Origin of the sequence: Streptomyces sp. NPDC004126 (assembly GCF_050275515.1) — a bacterium.
In the GTDB taxonomy this organism is placed as follows: domain Bacteria; phylum Actinomycetota; class Actinomycetes; order Streptomycetales; family Streptomycetaceae; genus Streptomyces.
Genome location: NZ_JBNNPF010000039.1, coordinates 57,285 through 73,699 on the forward strand (window position 1 = coordinate 57,285; position 16,415 = coordinate 73,699).

Genomic DNA, 16,415 nt, shown 5'->3' on the forward strand with positions numbered 1-16,415 from the left:
CGGCGGGGCCGGACCTCAGCGGCCGCTGCCCCAGACGAACACCGTCGTGACCGCCCAGACGGCCAGCAGGGCCCAGGCGCCCGGCGAGGGGCGGACCCCCCGGACCGCCCCCAGCAGGAAGCCCGCGGCGATGGGGAGGACCGCGGCGAACTGTGCCACCGTCCCGGCGTCGACGAGGGCCACCGCGTCCTGCCTCGCGCCGACCCTGCGCAGCACGAAGCCGATCAGCAGAACGGGGACGGCCAGGTGGGCGACGACGTCCATCGACCCGCGTCGGTCCGACGCGTCAGGCACGTCGTTCACGTCGTTCACGTCGTTCACGCGACGAGGTTGAACAGGTACTCCCAGACCTCGTTCTGGACGTAGCCGCCCAGCGCCCACCAGGCCGCGCGGACCACGACGTTCTGCTTGCCCATCCATTCGTTGAAGGCCGCCTGACCGGCCTTCGCCTTGCCGATGGCCGACTTGAACAGCTTGGGCGACTTCTTCAGGAGCGCGATGAACTTCTTCGCCGCTTCGCTCTTGCCGGACAGCATGACCGGCCGCTCCGGGTCCGCCCGGCCCTGGAGCTCCTGGGACAGGCGCTCCATGTCGCGCAGTTCGGCATCGGTGAGCTCGACGGTCTCGGGATCGGCGCTCGTGTTCACGGTCACCGTCGGGGCCGACACGGCCGGGGTCGGCACCGGTGCCTGCGCGGCCGAGGCCAGCGGGGTGGCCGCTGCGACGGCGATCGCCGCGATCACACCGACAGCGGTCGCCTGGATCTTCTTGTGCATGTTTCTCTTCCGTCGTCCTCGATACGTTCGGAGGCGAGCGGCGGAACAGGGCTCTGCCTGTCTCCTGTGCTCGCGCCCACCAAGTGCCCGGCCGGACAGGAAGGATCATGACGGGGAGTGCGCGCAGTCGGTAAGTGGACCTTGGAGCCGGTGTACGGAGGGGCCGGGTGCCGGTGACGGTGCCTGTGCCGGTGCGGCCGCGGCCGCACCGGCGCACAGGTCTCCGTGGCGGGCGATCGCGACCAGGGCCGCCTCTACGCGGGAGGCGAGACCGAGCTTCTCCGTCAGGGCCGAGACGTGCTTCTTGACGGTGCGCTCGGTGACGTCCAGGTGGCGGGCGATGAGCCTGTTGGCCATGGCTCCGCCGAGCAGCAGCAGGACCTGGCGCTCCCGGGGCGTCAGTCCCGTCACGGCCGGTGCCGCCTCGGCGGGGTCGATGATCGTGCCGCAGCCGCAGCGCGGCCAGGGGCGCCCGTTCTCTGATCTGTGCATGACCGACAGGTTCGGGCAACGGCGCCGCCCCGCACATCCGCCGATCGGCACCGACGTCCACCCGCCGACCAGCGGGGGTCGGGGCTAGCCGGCCGCGCCGCGCGGGAAGGTGATCTCGACGCGGCGGTTCTTCTTGCGGCCTTCCTCGGTGCCGTTGTCGGCGATCGGGTAGTCCTCGCTGTAGCCGCGGACGTCGTAGGTGACGCCGGGGTTGGTGACGGTCTTGGCCAGCTCGGCCTGGACGGCGTCGGCGCGCTGCTTGGAGAGTTCCTTGCCGTGTTCGTAGCTGCCCTGGTCGTCGGTGAAGCCGAAGACGCGGATGCGGGTTGCTTTTTGAGTGTTGATCTCCTGGGCGATGGCCTGGATGCGGGATGCGGCCTGGGCGTTGAAGACGGCGCTGTTCTCCGGGAAGAGGACCTCGGACTGCAGGGCCATCATGACGTTCTGGTTGGTCTCCTGGCGGCGCTGCTCCCCGCCGAGGTCTTCGACGACCTCGGCGATGTCGAGCACCTTGATGGGTGCGAGGGTGCCGCCCTGGGGGATCTTGAGGCCGGGGGCGTTGGGGTCGATCTGGACCGGTGCGGCTGCCGATGGCTCTGTGCCGGGGGGTACGGAGGGCTTGGGGTCGTCGGCGTGGGCGCTCGTCGCGCCGATGAGGTGGGTGCCGGCGATGACGAGCCCGGCGACGGCTGTGGCTGCGGCTACGCGGTGGCGTTGTGTCATGGGGTCACCCGGAGAGTTTGACGGTGGCCGTGGCGAAGGTGGGCAGGCTCATCTCCACCTCCATGGTGGCGGCAGGTGGCGCCGGGAACTGGGCGAAGAACGGAACCGACTGGCCTGGCTCGATGATGGCCAGCCCCGTCGTGCACAGGCACCTCCCATCGGTGTCCCGGAGCACGTAATAGCGCTTCTTCCCGGCTTTGTCGACCAAGGTCACGCCGGCAACCGAAACCCCGCTGGAGTTGAGTTCGTTTCCGCGCCATGGTGCTGTGTTGACGTAGGGAGCTGTGCCCGTGTTCTTCAGCTGGCCCTCCACCGTCAGGAATCCACCGGCGTCACGAGCCGCCTTGTTGATCGTCAACGTCATGCCGGCTTCACCGTTGGCAGTGGCAAGCACCACCGTCGGCGTGGGCTTGGAACCGCCAGTCGGCGCCTGCGACTTCGGCGCGTCCCCCTGGGGTGCTGCTGACGGGTCCTGAGCGGCCTTGGGCTTGTCATCTCCTCCCCCACCGCAGCCCGCCACCGTGAGCGCCAGCACGGCCGCGGTTACGGCAGCCGCTCCGCCACGGATCTTCGCCGAGCGCCGAGTGCTCATCTATGCAGCTTCCTTATCTCGTGTACGTGTCAATCGATCAGCCGGACCGTGAACAGCGCCTTCGCCAGCTTGCCCAGTGAGCCCGGATGCGCCAGATCCAAAGTGAGCAGCTCCCCGTCGCAAACGAACTTGACGCTTCCCGGTCCTGGTGTGGAGCTCGGGCTCGGACTCGGGCTGGACGTAGGGTCCGGGGTCGGTGTGGGCGACGGAGGGGCCGGCGCCGAAGCCAGGGAACAGCGGGGCTTGATGCGGGCCTTGGCCGTGGCCTTGCCGTGAACACCCTCGGTGCCCGGCACCACCGACTCCCCGACGGTCCCGTTCGTGGTCACGGTGACACTGACTTCCGGGACGGCTGCTTCGCATTCGGCGACGGCATCGTTCAAGGCCGCGAACTCGGCCGCCTTGGCACACGCACCTCGCCCGGTGAGCAGGTCACCGTGCACGAGCTTCGACCAGTCCGCAGGTGTCAGGCTGAGCAGGTCGAGCCCCGAGAAGGTGTTGTCCCTGGCCTCCCCGGCCGCGGCGAGGGCAGCCGCGTCGGCAGCACCTTGCGCATTGCTGCGGGTGACCCCCGCCTGCCCCACGACGAAGAAGGCCAGGGCGGCGAAGAGCAGGCCCACCACCACGATGATGTAGACGGGGAACGCCTGCCCCCGCTCGTCCCGGAGCCCCTGCTGCCTCACTTCCCCGCAGTGATGCTCGCGACCGCTCCCGTGATCTTGGTCGTGATCGCCTGCCCGATACCCGTGCCCACGATCGCCCCGATGATCACTACGACCACCAGGATGATCCCCAGGTACTCGAACGCCGTCTGCCCGCGATCCTTCGCGCCCTTGCCCGCGTACTGCTTCCGCAACCTGGCCAGCGTGTTGTTCGACATAGGGGGTCCCTCCCGGTCCGGTTCCGCTGTCGATCTGCGGACGGTACGGGGAGTGACGAGAGATAACCAAGGGTCCCGGGGCCCAAATACGGTCCCATTGCGCACGGCGTCTACCCATGACCGGTCACCCCCGGACGGGCGGTTCCCAGCCAGCGGGCTATCGCCTCGCTGCGGCTCGTGCTCTGGAGCTTCGCGAAGATGCGGTTGATGTGGTTCTTGACCGTCTTCTCGCTGATGAAGCACGCACCGGCGATCTGCTGGTTGTTCATGCCGGACGCGATCAGGTCCATGATCTCCACCTCCCGCGAACTCAGCCCGAAGACAACGGAGTTGTGCGCGCGCTCCGTCGACTGTGCCACAGAAGGTTGCGTTTGCGAAGAGGACCGGAGTTCCGCGAGGACGGCGGTGGCGGCCGTCGGGGTGAAGTGCGCGCGGCCTTCGCGGACGTCCCGGACCGCGCGGACCAGCTCGTCGGCGGTGAACTCGCCGTGGATCAGGTAGCCGCCCGCGCCCAGGAGGAGGGCTTCCCGGACCTGGTCGGCCTCCTGGCTGTACGTGAGCATCAGGACCGGGGCCAGGCGGACCAGGTGCGGCAGCGCCGAGATGCCGTCCACGCCCGGCATCCGGACGTCCAGCAGGATCACGTCCGGGGCGTGGGTCCGGGTCAGGTGCAGGGCCTCGCGGCCGTCGCGGGCCTGGGCCACCACCCGGAGGTCCCCCGCGGTGGCCAGCAGCGCGCTCAGGCCGGCCCGTACGACCGGGTTGTCGTCGGCGATCAGGACGTCGATCGGGGTCATCGGATCCCCTCCAGCGGGAGCGAGAGACGGACACGGGTGCCCGGGCGCCCGGACGGGCGGGGGCCGAGGGACAGGGCGGCTCCGATCGCCGCCGCGCGTTCCCGCATGCCGCGTACGCCGAAGTGCCCGGCGGACGGGAGCCACTCCGGCAGGCCGCGGCCGTCGTCCTCCACCGAGACGGTGAGGTGCGTGCCGGTCACCGCGACGGTGAGCAGGGTCTCGGACGCGCCCGCGTGGCGGCGTACGTTCTCCACGGCCTCCGCGGCCACGGCGACCACCTGCCGGGCCACGGACGGAGGGAGGGCCGGGATCGGGCCCGAGACGCTGACCTGCGCGTCCAGGGCGTGCAGTGCCGGCAGGAGGAGAACGGGATCGGGATCGGGATCGGCGCGCAGGTCCGTCAGCAAGGTGCGGGATTCCGTGGCCGCGCGGCGGGCCGCCGTGGCCACCAGCTCGGCCTGGGCGCGGATGAGCGCCGGGTCGGAGGTGCGGGACAGGGCGTCCGCGGCCAGGGCCAGGCCGTGCAGGGTCTTCGACACCGAGTCGTGCATCTCCCGCGCCAGCCGTTCCCGCTCCTCCCGGACCGCCTCGGCCGCCGCGAGCCGCGCCCGGGTCTCCGAGAGGCGGAAGAGGAAGTCGCGGACCGAGGAGCCCGCCGCTCCCGACAGGACGCAGAGGAAGGAGAGGGCCAGGCCGCCGCCCAGGGCGGCCACCAGCACCGTCTGGGCCGCCGCGAAGACGGCGGAGCCGCGCCAGCCGTAGACGAGGCCGGAGAGGAGCGGGGTGCCCAGGGCCACCAGGCCCAGCGGGGACGAGGGGGTGGCGGTGACCAGGAGCAGCGCGCCCACCGCCATGTCCGCCGCCAGCAGCCAGCGGTGGCGCAGCAGCAGCGGCCCGAAGCGCTCCCAGTCGCGGAAGAGGGCGTAGGAGAGGGTGAAGGTCCCCACCACCGCGCCCGCCACCAGGTACGTGGGGACGCCCGGCGCCGTCCGGCCCAGGGCGAGGGGGGCGCCGAGGGGGATCATCACCAGCCGGACCGCGAAGACCTGCCTGCACAGGGCCTGGAGGGCGTTGGCTTCCAGGCGCATGGCTCAGCCGCCTCCCAGCAGCGCGCCGAAGTCGACGTTCGCGCCGTAGACGAAGCCGCAGACGAGGAGGATGAGCGTGCCGGGCAGCATGAACATGGTCACCGCGAAGGTGGCCTTCGGGACGGCCCGGGCGGCGCGCCGGCGGGCGTTCTGGGCGTCCGTGCGCCGCATGTCCTCGGCGATCGCGATCAGGGTCTCCACGATCGGGGAGCCCAGCTCCTCGCCCTGCTGGAGGGCGGTGACGAACTGGGCGACCTGCTCGGAGTCGTTGCGGCGGCGCAGTTCGTCGAAGGCCTGGCGGCGGCTGACGCCCATGTCCATCTGCTGGAGCGTGATGCGGACCTCGTCGGCCCACGGCCCCTCGTACTTGCCCGCGACGCGTTCGAGGGCCTGCCGGAAGCCCAGCCCGGCGCTGACGACGACGGCGAGGACGTCCAGGAAGTCCGGCAGGGTCCGCTCGATGTTGTCCCGGCGGATCCGGATCGCCGACCACAGCCCCGCCTCGATCCAGAACAGGCCGAAGGCCACCATCAGGAGGGCGGGTACCAGCTTGCCGTTCATCAGCATCGCGAGGGCGCCGAGCCCGCCCAGGAAGCCGTACACGGCGCGCCGGGCGGCGTAGCGGTCGATGGTGAGGCCGGCCGGGTTGCCCGCCATGTCGATCTGGCGGCGCTTGCGGGCCACCTGCTTGGGCCCCATCAGCCGCAGCACCAGCGGCGCCCAGCGGATGCCGAGGCGGTCGACGACCGAGCCGACGGCGGTCGTGCGGGTGGCGCCGACCTCCAGGGCGAGGGCGAGGTCGGTGGGGAGTTTGACGTCGGCGCGGTAGAGCCGGACGCCGTGGAGGATCCCGAAGACGGACAGGGCGGCGACCAGGGCCAGGAGGAAGGGGAGGTAGGTGTTCATCGCGGCGGACGGCCCCTCACACGTCGATCTTCGACAGGCGGCGGATGAGGACGAACCCGAGGGTGAAGAGGCCGAGCGCTATCAGCACCGCCGTCTGCCCGATCCAGGCGCCGGTCATCCGGTCCAGCGCGCCCGGCATCATCACGTCGACGAGGAGGAGGGACCCGAGGCCGATCGCCGGGACGAGGTACGCGGTCACGGTGACCTGCGAGAGCTGCGTACGGATCTCCCTGCGCGTCTCCTTGCGCTGCTCCAGGGTCACCGTCAGGTTCCGCAGGCTGCCGACGATGGCGCCGCCCGCCCGTGCCGACAGGACGAGGGTGGAGACGAGGACGACCAGCTCGCGGGACGGGAGCCGCTCGACGATCTCCCCGAGCGCCTCCTCGATGGAGTGGCCGACCGCGAGCCGGTCCGCCACCCGGGACAGCTCCTCCCCGGCCGGGGCCTCCAGCTCCTCGGCCGCGATCCCGATGGCCGTGCGCAGGGCGAGCCCGGCCTGGGTGGCGTTGGCGAGGATGCGGGCCAGCTCGGGCAGCTGGTTGATGAACCGCTCGGTGCGCCGGGCCCGCTGCCAGTTGAGGAAGGCGTTGGCGGCCCACAGCCCGATCAGGCCCGCCACCGGGCCGAAGAAGGGCGCGAGGAGGGAGGACGAGATCAGCCATACGCCCGCCACCGCCATCAGCATGTACGCGAAGAACTCGCCCGGGGTGAGGTCCAGGCCGGTGGTCGCCAGCTTCAGTTCGATGCGCCGGCCCAGCTGCGTCCTGCGCAGGCGCCGGTCGAGGCCCTGGAAGCGGCGCCTGCGGCCGACGGGCTCGGGGGCGCCCTCGGCGGAGAGCCGGTCGATGAGGGTGGCGCGCTGGGCGAGCCCGGCCGAGTACGCGTGCACGCCGAGGGACACGAACAGGCCCGCCAGCAGCGTGGCGCCGAGGGTGAGGAGGACGAGGTTGGTCACAGCACGGTCCGGGAGGTCAGCGGGTCGAGGTAGTCCTCCGGCGGGGCGACCCCGAAGGCCTGGGGGATGGGCTGGTTGCTCATGTAGAGGCGTTCCGCGATCCGGCGGGGCAGCGGGGCGTAGGCGAAGTAGCCGTGGACGCGCCCGTCGGCGCCCATGGGCTGGGCGATGAAGCGGCACACGGTGGTGATCCGGAACGGCTCGCGGCCGTGGGAGTCGAGGATGGAGATCTCCGTGATGCGGCGCGAGCCGTCGCCGAACCGGGTGAGCTGGACGATGACGTTGACGGCGCTGTTGATCTGGTCCTGGAGCGCCTCGAAGGGGATCTCGACCTCCGACATGGAGGCGAGGGTCTGGAGGCGCATCAGGGCGTCCTGCGAGCTGTTGGCGTGGACGGTGGCGAGGGAGCCGTCGTGGCCGGTGGACATCGCCTGGAGCATGTCGAGGGTCTCGCCGCCGCGGACCTCGCCGACGATGATGCGGTCGGGGCGCATGCGCAGGGAGTTGCGTACGAGGTCGCGGATGGTGATCTGGCCCTTGCCCTCCACGTTCGCGGGCCGGGATTCGAGGCGGATGACGTGCGCCTGCTGGAGCTGGAGCTCGGCGGAGTCCTCGATGGTGATGACGCGCTCGCCCTCGGGGATCAGTCCGGAGAGGGCGTTGAGGAGGGTGGTCTTGCCGGTGCCGGTGGCGCCGGAGACGATCAGGTTCATCTTCGCCTGGACCAGCCCGGAGAGCAGGAGCAGCATCTGCTCGTCGAGGGAACCGAGGGCGATCATCTCGTGCAGGGTGAAGGCGCGCGGGAAGCGGCGGATGGTGAGGGTCGCGCCGGTGAGGGAGAGCGGCGGGATGATGACGTTGACGCGCTCGCCGCTGGGCAGGCGCGCGTCGACCATCGGATTGGCCTCGTCCACTCGCCGGTTGACGGTGGAGACGATGCGCTCGATGGTCTGCATCAGCTGCTCGTGCGAGGCGAAGCGAATGGGGAGCTGCTCGACGCGACCGGAGCGCTCCACGAAGATCTGGTCGGGGCCGTTGACCATGATCTCGGAGATGGAGGCGTCTTCGAGGAGCGGTTCGAGCACGCCGAGGCCGAGCGCCTCGTCGACGACGCGGCGGATCAGCTGGGCGCGCTCGGCGGTGGAGAGGACGGGGCCCTCGCGGCTGATGATGTGCCCGAGCACGCGCTCCAGGCGGGCCCGGCGCTCGGCGGGCGCGAGCGCGGACATCTCGGCGAGGTCGATCTCCTCCAGCAGCTTGGCGCGGTAGGAGGAGACGAGCCGGCCGTCCTCGCGGGGGCTGTGCCGGTCGTCGGGGGTGTTGACCCGGGAACGCAGGCTCATGGTCACGGTCCCTTCGGGTCGTCGTTGGGCATGACTGCAGTTGCCCTGGCCGGGTCGACGGACAGGCCGGGCACGATCGAGTTGATGGGGATGGTCACGGTGGCGGTGACGGCGTCGGCGCTCTTGCTGATGGCCACGTCTGCCGTGAGGCCGCCCCGGACGGCCGCCTGACCGGCGGCCGCGCCGCCGGAGCCCTTGCGGGCCTCCACACGGGCCGCCGTACGGGCGGCGGTGTCGGCCTGTTCGTGGACGTACGCGATCCAGCCCAGCTGGATCCCGCACAGCGCGACGAACAGCAGGATCGGCACGAAGCCGATGTACTCCAGGGCGACCTGCCCCCGGTCGGAGCGGATGTCGCGTCGTCGTCTCACGTTCACTCCTCCCGCTCCATGGCCGCGCCGCCCTTGCCGTCGATCTCGCCGAAGTCGAGGCCGGGGAAGAGGACGGGGATGCCGAGCTTCACCCGGGCCTGGTAGACGTCCCCGGACCGGCCGCATTCGACCTCCGGCCCCCACGCGCCCCCGATGTGCTCGACGGCGGCGGCCCGGCACTCCGCGTCCCCCTTGACCGCCCCCGCCCGCGCCGCCTCGTCGGCCGCGTTCCCGGCCAGGGAGAACGCGTAGCCGATCAGCACGCACTCCCACACCGCCGCGACGAGCAGCAGGATCAGCGGCACCATGCCCACGAACTCCAGGGCCACCTGCCCCCGGTCCCCGCCCCGGTACCGCCCCCGGCGCACGCGTCAGCCCTCCCGGCCGCGCCGCAGCCGGGCCACCGGGCCGGGCGGGCGGACGGCGAGGGCCGAGCCCCTGCCGGGCTGCGCGGGGACCGACGGCTTGTCCGGGGCCGAGAGGAGGCCCAGCTCGCCCGCCACCGCCCACAGGGCCTGCTTCACCGTCGAGCGGTTGTCGAGGTCCTGGACCCGGCCGGCGTCCACCACGGCCTGGAGTTCCTTGAAGGCGGCGGGGACCGGGGTGCGGACCGGCCGGGTCTTGGTGATCTTCTCGATCAGCGAGGGCTGGATCTCGGTGTGCTTGCTCCAGCGGTTGACGACCACCGCGGTGTCCTCCGCCTTGCGCACCTGGAGCCGCTCCCACATCCGGACCATCCGCTTGGCCGCGCGTACGGAGACCACGTCGGGGGTGGTGACCAGTACGGCCGTGTCGGCCTGTTCCACGGCGGCGGCGTTGGCTCCGGTGACCTGGGTGCCGCAGTCGACGACGACCAGTTCGTAGCGGGTGCGCAGGGCGCCGATGACCTGGCGGGCGGCGCGTTCGTCGACCTCCTCGCCCCGCTCGCCCTCCGCCGGGGCCAGCAGCAGCGCCAGCCCGGTGCGGTCCTCGTAGACGGCGTCCTGGAGGACGCGGGGGGAGATGTCCTGGATGCCGGCGAGGTCGGCGATGGAGCGGCGGAACTGCACGTCGAGGTAGGAGCCGACGTCCCCGGCCTGGAGGTCGAGGTCGACCAGGGCCGTGCGCCGGCCCGAGGCGGCCGCGGCGAGGGCGAACTGGACGGCGGTCAAGGTGGTGCCGACGCCGCCCTTGGCCCCGGTGACGGTGACGACCCGGCCGCCCGGGCCGGTGAAGACCTCCGCGCCGCCGCCCAGGTGGCGGCGTACGCCCACGGCCCACAGGGCGGCGGCCTGGACGCGGGCGCTCAGCTCCTCGTAGGAGAGGGGCAGGGCGATCAGGCCGCGCGCGCCGGAGTCCATGGCGGCGGAGAACAGGCCCGGGCCGGCGTCGGAGGAGAGCAGGACGACGCCCACGGCCGGGAAGCGCAGGGCGACTTCGCGGATGAGTTCCAGGGCGGGGACGGGGCCGATCCGCTCGTGGACGAGGACGACCTCGGGGAGTTCGTCGACGGACTCGGCGGCCATCCGGCCGAGCATGTCGAGGAGGGAGGTGGAGTCGGGTACGGGAGGGGCGGGCTCGGCGTCGGGGAGCTGGCTGAGCAGGGCCGTGATGGAGCGGGCGGCGTCCGGGTCGCCGGCCGCGGGGAGGATTCGAGTGGTCATCCGCGCCTCACTTGTCCCCGTCGAGGGTGTACGTGCGGTCGGCCGTGCTGGGGGCCGAGTCGGTGCCGGGGGCCACCAGGGCCAGCCGGACGTGCTCGGCGAAGGACTCGGCGTAGGCGACGCGCTGGGTGTCCTTCGTGTTCAGGGCGAAGGTGATCGGGACCGCCTCGGCGGGGCCCTTGCGGTCGCCGTCCTTGTCGAGGGCGGTGAGCTTGCCGACGCCGAGGACGCGGGCGTTGGCGACGATGATGACCGAGCGGGAGGGGTCGGTCTCCTTGGCGCCCTTGAAGGTGGCGATGATGTTGACCTTCGCGCCCGAGGTGATCTTGCCGGCCACGCCGGTGGCCGCGTCGATCATGATGGCGATCTCCTGCTCACCGGCCTGGAGCTGCGGCTTGTCGACGAACATGTCGCTCTGGAGCAGGGAGCCCTTCTTCAGGGTGGTGAGCGCGATCTTGCCGCGGAGCGCGCCGAGGTCGTCGACGGCGGTGTCGGAGAGCCACCGCTTGGGGACCTTCACCTCTTCGAACTGGCCGGCCGTCAGGGGGCTGTACGGTGCGATGTCGCCCTTGACCCGGTACGCGACGACCTCGGCCCCGACCTTGGAGTTGACGTCGCCGATGACGACGAGGACCCCGGCGAAGGCGGCGAGGGCGCACAGGACCGACAGCAGGAGCAGGATGACGCCGCGGCGCTGGCGTGAGTTCATGAGCCGTACTACCTCGCCGTTCTTCGTTCGTTCGGGCGGTCAGGATCCGGTTCTCGATCGGGCGGCGGGCACCTCGGGCGGGGGTGCGGCCAGGGGGGCGGCGCAGAAGCCGCAGCGGTCGCCGATGAGCTCGAAGCCGCACCAGCCGCACTCCTCGCGGCGGACCGAGGAGACCAGCTGGTGGAGCACGGAGACGTCGGGGATGGCGGCGGCGAACTCGACGACCTTGGGGGTGGCCCACCAGCGGGCGGAGTCGGCGGGCAGCGGGTTCTCCATGACGCCCTGCACCTGCCAGGCGGGGGCCAGTTCGGCCGCCACCCAGTCGGAGGACAGCTGGCCGCGCGCGAAGGTGAGGTGGGTGGCGAAGGCGGGGCCGGGCGGGATCACCCCGGTGGCGGCGGGGCCGAGCCGGGCCAGGTGCGGCGACGGGTGGGCGAGTACGGCGAACTGGGCGCTGGGCGACCAGGAGCGGGCGTGCGCCTTGAGGCCGACCGGGATCCGGTCGAGCTTGGCGACGGAGCCCAGCAGGGCGCCCGCGTAGACGTAGTGGGACAGCAGCCGGGCGGCGGAGGCGATCACGCCGGGGCTGAAGTCGCAGACGGTGAGCTGTCGCAGCTGACGCACCAGCACGGCGGTGCCCAGCGGCGGGAGATCGGTGTCGACGAGCGCGATCCGGTCGGTCTCCAGGATGGCCCGCACGGTGCGCAGGCGGTGTGCGGTGGCCGGGGGCAGCCAGGACGGTACGACGGCCACGAGGTGGCCGTGCCGCTCCAGCAGGGCGGTGGTCGCGGCGAGCGAGGCCTCCAGCCCGGCTTCGGCGGGCGGGTGCAGCACGGCGGCGCCGGGGGTGTGCCGGTCGGGGGCCGGCAGCACCAGATCGGCACTGGTGACAGCGATGGCGGTCGGCACGCGAATCCCCCCGTTCACCCTCCGCGCGGCGTCCGTTCGCCCGGCCGACGGCCGGACTTCCGCACGCGCGCATGCTGCGCGACCGCAAACGATCGGCGCCCTTCCCCCTTGCCCGTGCACCATATCCGCGACGCCCCTGACGGGGCAGGGGCTTGAAGATTCCTGTGCCGGAAGCACATGTCACAGGAGGCGGGAAACCCGGACAACAAGGATCGGGACCGGGTCCATTTCAAGCCACATTGCAAACACTCTTGACACGGGGATTGGTCTGGACCAACTTGGCTGGCGCCGGCTTTCGGTCCCGGGGACCCCCACTCCCCCTCACAGCTCCCCCTTCCGCTTCTCCCCTTCCTCCCCCCACGGAGCCCACGTGAACCGCATACGCTCCCTCGCCCTGCCACTCGCCGCCACCCTCGCCGCCGGCGGCCTCACCGCCCTCGCGGCGGGCCCCGCCCAGGCCGCCGACGTCAACGTCGTCCGCAACGGCGGCTTCGAGTCGGGGCTCGCCAACTGGTCCTGCTCGAACGAAAGCGGCGCTTCCGTCTCCTCGCCCGTCTACGCCGGGGCGGGCGCCCTGAAGGCCACCCCGGCGGGCTCGGACAACGCCCGCTGCGGCCAGACCGTCACGGTCAAGCCGAATTCCACGTACACGCTCAGCGCCCAGGTGCAGGGCTCGTACGTCTACCTGGGCGCCACCGGCACCGGCACCCAGGACGTCTCCACCTGGACCCCGGGCTCGGGCGGCGGCTGGCAGAAGCTGTCGACCACCTTCACCACCGGCCCGAACACCACCCAGGTCACCGTGTACACCCACGGCTGGTACGGCCAGCCGGCCTACACCGTCGACGAGTTCAGCGTCTTCGGCCCGGACGGCGGCGGCCCCACCGACCCGGGCCCGGGCCTGCCGGGCGCGCCCGCCGGGGCCGCCGTTTCCGGCCAGAGCCAGAACGGGCTCACCCTTTCGTGGAACGCGGTCAGCGGGGCGGGCGGCTATTACGTCTACCAGGACGGCGTGCGCGTCCAGACGGTCGCGAACACCTCCGCGCCGGTCACCGGACTCGCGCCGAGCACCTCGTACTCCTTCCAGGTGAGCGCGTACAACGCGGCCGGCGAAGGACCGAAGTCGGCGCCGGTCACCGGCACCACCACCGGGGGCGGCGGCCCGAACCCGAACCCGTCGGTCCCCAAGCACGCACTGACCGGCTACTGGCAGAACTTCAACAACGGCGCGACCGTCCAGAAGCTCTCCGACGTCTCCGCGCAGTACGACATCATCGCGGTCTCGTTCGCCGACGCCACGACCACGCCCGGCGCCATCGCCTTCAACCTCGACTCGGCCGGGCTCGGCGGCTACACCACGGCGCAGTTCAAGGCCGACGTCGCCGCGAAGAAGGCGGCCGGCAAGTCGGTCATCCTCTCCATCGGCGGCGAGAAGGGCACGATCTCGGTCAACGACTCCGCCTCCGCGACGAATCTGGCCAACTCCGCCTGGGCGCTGATGCAGGAGTACGGCTTCAGCGGGATCGACATCGACCTGGAGAACGGCCTCAACCCGACCTACATGACGCAGGCGCTGCGCGCCCTGTCGGCGAAGGCGGGCCCCTCCCTGGTCCTGACCATGGCCCCGCAGACCATCGACATGCAGTCCACGCAGGGCGGCTACTTCAAGACCGCGCTGGCCGTGAAGGACATCCTGACGGTCGTGAACATGCAGTACTACAACAGCGGCGCGATGAACGGCTGCGACGGCAAGGTCTACTCCCAGGGCTCGGTGGACTTCCTGACGGCGCTCGCCTGCATCCAGCTGGAGGGCGGCCTCGACCCCTCGCAGGTGGGCATCGGCGTCCCCGCCTCGCCGAGCGGCGCGGGCAGCGGCTACGTCTCCCCGACCATCGTGAACAACGCCCTGGACTGCCTGGCCAGGGGCACGAACTGCGGGTCCTTCAAGCCGTCGAAGACCTACCCCTCGCTGCGCGGGGCGATGACCTGGTCGACCAACTGGGACGCCAAGGCGGGTAGCACCTGGTCCAACGCGGTGGGTCCCAAGGTCCACGGGCTGCCGTAGGCGGTAGAGGTGTGGGGGTGGCTGATTCGGTCCGGTGAGCCAGCCGGATACCCCCGGGGCTCTTGACCGGGACATGCCACAAGAGCACGCTGTGCGCGTCCGCACGGCTACCCCCACACTCCCACCCAGGAGAACGCATGCGGCTCCACACCCGCCGGAGGGCCGCCGTCACGGCGGCCCTGCTGGCGCTCGCGCTCGGCGCACCCGCCTACGGCATGAGCGCGACGGCAGCCCCGCCGCCCACCCCGTCCACGGCGACCCAGGACGAGGCCATCGCCCAGTACGAGATCCAGGGCCCCTCCACGGCCGCCGAACGCACGGCCCTGCTGCGCACCGGGGCCTCGATCGACGAGGTGGACGCCCGCTCGGTCGTGGTCAGCGCCGACCCCATGCAGGCCCGCAGCCTGCGCGCGCTCGGGTACACGCTGACCCCGCTGCCCGGCCCGCCGGACCGCGGCGAGCGCGGGGTCGCGGCGACCCCGATGGACTTCCCCTCGGCGGACTCCAGGTACCACAACTACGCCGAGGCCAAGGCCGAGATCGACCAGCGCATCGCCCAGTACCCCGGGATCATGAGCAAGCAGGTCATCGGGAAGTCGCACGAGGGCCGCGACCTCATCGCCATCAAGATCAGCGACAACGTCGGCACGGACGAGGCCGAACCCGAGGTGCTCTTCACGGCCCACCAGCACGCCCGTGAGCACCTCACCGTGGAAATGGCCCTGTACCTGCTCAAGGAGTTCGGCTCCAAGTACGGCACCGAGAGCCGGATCACGAACATGATCAACCAGCGCGAGATCTGGATCATCCCGGACCTCAACCCGGACGGCGGCGAGTACGACATCGCCACCGGCTCCTACCGCTCCTGGCGCAAGAACCGCCAGCCCAACAGCGGCTCCTCTTACGTCGGCACCGACGAGAACCGCAACTGGGACTACAAGTGGGGCTGCTGCGGCGGCTCCAGCAGCAGCAAGAGCTCCGAGACCTACCGCGGGCCGGCCGCGGCCTCCGCGCCCGAGGTGAAGGCCGTCTCCGACTTCGTCCGCACCCGCGTGGTCGGCGGCAAGCAGCAGATCACCGCCGCCATCGACTTCCACACCTACAGCGAACTGGTGCTGTGGCCGTTCGGCTACACCTACAACGACACCGCGCCGGGCCTGACGGCCGACGACCTCGCCGTGTACAAGAAGATCGGCACCAGCATGGCCGCCAGCAACGGCTACACGCCCGAACAGTCGAGCGACCTGTACATCACCGACGGCACGATCGACGACTGGCTGTGGGGCAACCAGAAGATCTTCGCCTACACCTTCGAGATGTACCCGTCGAACGGCGGCGGCGGCTTCTACCCGCCCGACGAGGTCATCGACCGCGAGACCGCGCGCAACAAGGAAGCGGTGCTCCAGCTGCTGGAGAACGCGGACTGCATGTACCGCTCGATCGGCAAGGAAGCCCAGTACTGCGCGTAGCGCGCGGCTGATCCGGGGCGCCCCACCGCCAGGGGGGCGCCCCTCCGCCGTGGGCTCAGCCGAGCACGGCGAGGGCGTCGATCTCGATCAGCAGCCCGGCGGGCAGGCCCACGTACACCGTGGTGCGGGCGGCGGGGACCTTCACGCCCTGCTCGTCGAAGTAGGCGTTGTAGATCTCGTTCATCTCGGCGAAGTGGCCGGTGTCGGTCAGGTAGACGCGGATCATCACCACGTCGTCCCAGGACGCGTCGCCGGCCTCCAGCACGGAGCGGACGTTCTCCAGCGTCTGGAGGGTCTGCTCGCGCAGCGCCGGCCCGGCGGTGGTGGGCGGCTGCCCCTCGACGTGCGGCAGGTAGCCGACCTGGCCGGCGACCTGGAGGATGTTGCCCTTGCGGACGCCGTGCGAGAACTTCGCGGGCGGGGCGGGGTGGGACTCGGGGGTGACGGCGGTCTTCTCGCTCACGGAGGGGTCCTCTGCGTTCGTATCGGTACGGGGGTTGTTTCCCCCCGCTGATGGTGTCAGCGGGGCGGCCCCCGCGTGACGCCCCCTCAACCGGTTCGCGAGGACGGACTACCGTCCGGGCTCCCGCTGCGCGGGGCGAGGTCCCCTACCCGCCCTTCCACCGTTCCCAGGGGCTCCGCCCCTGACCCCGATACCGGACGCTCCGCGCCCGGTGCGCTCAAACGCCGCGCGGGC

The 16,415-nt window shown here is 71.5% G+C and carries 20 protein-coding genes; 2 read left to right on the plus strand and 18 right to left on the minus strand.

Annotated features, from left to right (window positions below; genetic code table 11):
* Nucleotides 1-15: 15 nt before the first annotated feature.
* From ACQKM2_RS29805 to ACQKM2_RS29885, 17 genes are all read right to left on the minus strand, one after another.
* Nucleotides 16-321 (minus strand): hypothetical protein, encoded by a 306-nt coding sequence (locus tag ACQKM2_RS29805; RefSeq protein ID WP_427715062.1) that lies wholly within the window; start codon nt 319-321, stop codon nt 16-18.
* Nucleotides 318-776 carry a hypothetical protein gene (locus ACQKM2_RS29810; protein ID WP_427715063.1) on the minus strand — a complete coding sequence of 153 codons (459 nt, stop codon included), beginning with the start codon at nt 774-776 and terminating at the stop codon, nt 318-320. The genes ACQKM2_RS29805 and ACQKM2_RS29810 overlap by 4 nt, the downstream gene beginning before the upstream one ends.
* A 105-nt stretch (nt 777-881) precedes the next feature.
* Entirely contained in the window at nt 882-1,268 is a 387-nt protein-coding gene (locus ACQKM2_RS29815) for a response regulator transcription factor (protein WP_427715064.1), read from the minus strand.
* Between the two features lie 84 nt (nt 1,269-1,352).
* Nucleotides 1,353-1,991, minus strand: a complete 639-nt coding sequence (locus ACQKM2_RS29820) for an OmpA family protein (RefSeq protein ID WP_427715066.1) — start codon at nt 1,989-1,991, stop codon at nt 1,353-1,355.
* Nucleotides 1,992-1,995: 4 nt separating this feature from the next.
* Entirely contained in the window at nt 1,996-2,583 is a 588-nt protein-coding gene (locus ACQKM2_RS29825) for a hypothetical protein (protein WP_427715068.1), read from the minus strand.
* A gap of 29 nt (nt 2,584-2,612) precedes the next feature.
* Complete coding sequence (locus ACQKM2_RS29830) at nt 2,613-3,266, minus strand: pilus assembly protein TadG-related protein (protein WP_427715070.1); 654 nt, start codon at nt 3,264-3,266, stop codon at nt 2,613-2,615.
* A complete protein-coding gene (locus ACQKM2_RS29835) occupies nt 3,263-3,463 on the minus strand; it encodes a hypothetical protein (RefSeq protein ID WP_427715072.1) in 201 nt (66 codons plus the stop codon). The genes ACQKM2_RS29830 and ACQKM2_RS29835 overlap by 4 nt, the downstream gene beginning before the upstream one ends.
* A 110-nt stretch (nt 3,464-3,573) precedes the next feature.
* Nucleotides 3,574-4,260 carry a response regulator gene (locus tag ACQKM2_RS29840; RefSeq protein ID WP_427715073.1) on the minus strand — a complete coding sequence of 229 codons (687 nt, stop codon included), beginning with the start codon at nt 4,258-4,260 and terminating at the stop codon, nt 3,574-3,576.
* Nucleotides 4,257-5,348, minus strand: coding sequence for a sensor histidine kinase (locus ACQKM2_RS29845; RefSeq protein WP_427715075.1), 1,092 nt, complete (start codon nt 5,346-5,348; stop codon nt 4,257-4,259). The genes ACQKM2_RS29840 and ACQKM2_RS29845 overlap by 4 nt, the downstream gene beginning before the upstream one ends.
* A 3-nt stretch (nt 5,349-5,351) precedes the next feature.
* A complete protein-coding gene (locus ACQKM2_RS29850; RefSeq protein WP_427715076.1) occupies nt 5,352-6,254 on the minus strand; it encodes a DUF5936 domain-containing protein in 903 nt (300 codons plus the stop codon).
* Nucleotides 6,255-6,270: 16 nt separating this feature from the next.
* The gene (locus ACQKM2_RS29855) at nt 6,271-7,209 is read right to left on the minus strand and encodes a type II secretion system F family protein (RefSeq protein ID WP_427715077.1); all 939 of its coding nucleotides are present in this window, start codon (nt 7,207-7,209) and stop codon (nt 6,271-6,273) included.
* Nucleotides 7,206-8,552 carry a CpaF family protein gene (locus ACQKM2_RS29860; RefSeq protein ID WP_427715078.1) on the minus strand — a complete coding sequence of 449 codons (1,347 nt, stop codon included), beginning with the start codon at nt 8,550-8,552 and terminating at the stop codon, nt 7,206-7,208. The genes ACQKM2_RS29855 and ACQKM2_RS29860 overlap by 4 nt, the downstream gene beginning before the upstream one ends.
* Before the next feature lie 2 nt (nt 8,553-8,554).
* Nucleotides 8,555-8,923 carry a TadE/TadG family type IV pilus assembly protein gene (locus tag ACQKM2_RS29865; RefSeq protein WP_427715080.1) on the minus strand — a complete coding sequence of 123 codons (369 nt, stop codon included), beginning with the start codon at nt 8,921-8,923 and terminating at the stop codon, nt 8,555-8,557.
* A 2-nt stretch (nt 8,924-8,925) separates the two neighbouring features.
* Nucleotides 8,926-9,291 carry a TadE/TadG family type IV pilus assembly protein gene (locus tag ACQKM2_RS29870; protein ID WP_427715081.1) on the minus strand — a complete coding sequence of 122 codons (366 nt, stop codon included), beginning with the start codon at nt 9,289-9,291 and terminating at the stop codon, nt 8,926-8,928.
* A gap of 3 nt (nt 9,292-9,294) precedes the next feature.
* Nucleotides 9,295-10,566, minus strand: coding sequence for an AAA family ATPase (locus tag ACQKM2_RS29875; protein WP_427715082.1), 1,272 nt, complete (start codon nt 10,564-10,566; stop codon nt 9,295-9,297).
* A 7-nt stretch (nt 10,567-10,573) separates the two neighbouring features.
* Nucleotides 10,574-11,275, minus strand: coding sequence for a Flp pilus assembly protein CpaB (cpaB, locus tag ACQKM2_RS29880; RefSeq protein WP_427715084.1), 702 nt, complete (start codon nt 11,273-11,275; stop codon nt 10,574-10,576).
* 39 nt (nt 11,276-11,314) lie between these two features.
* Nucleotides 11,315-12,184 (minus strand): hypothetical protein, encoded by an 870-nt coding sequence (locus ACQKM2_RS29885; RefSeq protein WP_427715086.1) that lies wholly within the window; start codon nt 12,182-12,184, stop codon nt 11,315-11,317.
* A gap of 379 nt (nt 12,185-12,563) precedes the next feature.
* Between ACQKM2_RS29885 and ACQKM2_RS29890 the strand changes: the two genes are divergently transcribed.
* Both ACQKM2_RS29890 and ACQKM2_RS29895 read left to right on the plus strand, forming a co-directional pair.
* On the plus strand, nt 12,564-14,249 hold the full coding sequence (locus ACQKM2_RS29890) for a chitinase (RefSeq protein ID WP_427715100.1): 1,686 nt from the start codon (nt 12,564-12,566) through the stop codon (nt 14,247-14,249).
* Nucleotides 14,250-14,386: 137 nt separating this feature from the next.
* On the plus strand, nt 14,387-15,718 hold the full coding sequence (locus tag ACQKM2_RS29895) for a M14 family zinc carboxypeptidase (RefSeq protein WP_427715088.1): 1,332 nt from the start codon (nt 14,387-14,389) through the stop codon (nt 15,716-15,718).
* Nucleotides 15,719-15,773: 55 nt separating this feature from the next.
* Here ACQKM2_RS29895 and ACQKM2_RS29900 read toward each other — a convergent pair whose 3' ends face one another.
* Nucleotides 15,774-16,181, minus strand: a complete 408-nt coding sequence (locus ACQKM2_RS29900; protein WP_427715090.1) for a RidA family protein — start codon at nt 16,179-16,181, stop codon at nt 15,774-15,776.
* Nucleotides 16,182-16,415: the final 234 nt, after the last annotated feature.

Coding starts and splice junctions, on each gene's coding strand:
- ACQKM2_RS29810 (WP_427715063.1), bottom strand. CDS start 776: ATGCACAAGAAGATCCAGGCGACCGCTGTCGGTGTGATCGCGGCGATC.
- ACQKM2_RS29815 (WP_427715064.1), bottom strand. CDS start 1,268: ATGCACAGATCAGAGAACGGGCGCCCCTGGCCGCGCTGCGGCTGCGGC.
- ACQKM2_RS29820 (WP_427715066.1), bottom strand. CDS start 1,991: ATGACACAACGCCACCGCGTAGCCGCAGCCACAGCCGTCGCCGGGCTC.
- ACQKM2_RS29825 (WP_427715068.1), bottom strand. CDS start 2,583: ATGAGCACTCGGCGCTCGGCGAAGATCCGTGGCGGAGCGGCTGCCGTA.
- ACQKM2_RS29835 (WP_427715072.1), bottom strand. CDS start 3,463: ATGTCGAACAACACGCTGGCCAGGTTGCGGAAGCAGTACGCGGGCAAG.
- ACQKM2_RS29840 (WP_427715073.1), bottom strand. CDS start 4,260: ATGACCCCGATCGACGTCCTGATCGCCGACGACAACCCGGTCGTACGG.
- ACQKM2_RS29845 (WP_427715075.1), bottom strand. CDS start 5,348: ATGCGCCTGGAAGCCAACGCCCTCCAGGCCCTGTGCAGGCAGGTCTTC.
- ACQKM2_RS29850 (WP_427715076.1), bottom strand. CDS start 6,254: ATGAACACCTACCTCCCCTTCCTCCTGGCCCTGGTCGCCGCCCTGTCC.
- ACQKM2_RS29860 (WP_427715078.1), bottom strand. CDS start 8,552: ATGAGCCTGCGTTCCCGGGTCAACACCCCCGACGACCGGCACAGCCCC.
- ACQKM2_RS29875 (WP_427715082.1), bottom strand. CDS start 10,566: ATGACCACTCGAATCCTCCCCGCGGCCGGCGACCCGGACGCCGCCCGC.
- cpaB (WP_427715084.1), bottom strand. CDS start 11,275: ATGAACTCACGCCAGCGCCGCGGCGTCATCCTGCTCCTGCTGTCGGTC.
- ACQKM2_RS29895 (WP_427715088.1), top strand. CDS start 14,387: ATGCGGCTCCACACCCGCCGGAGGGCCGCCGTCACGGCGGCCCTGCTG.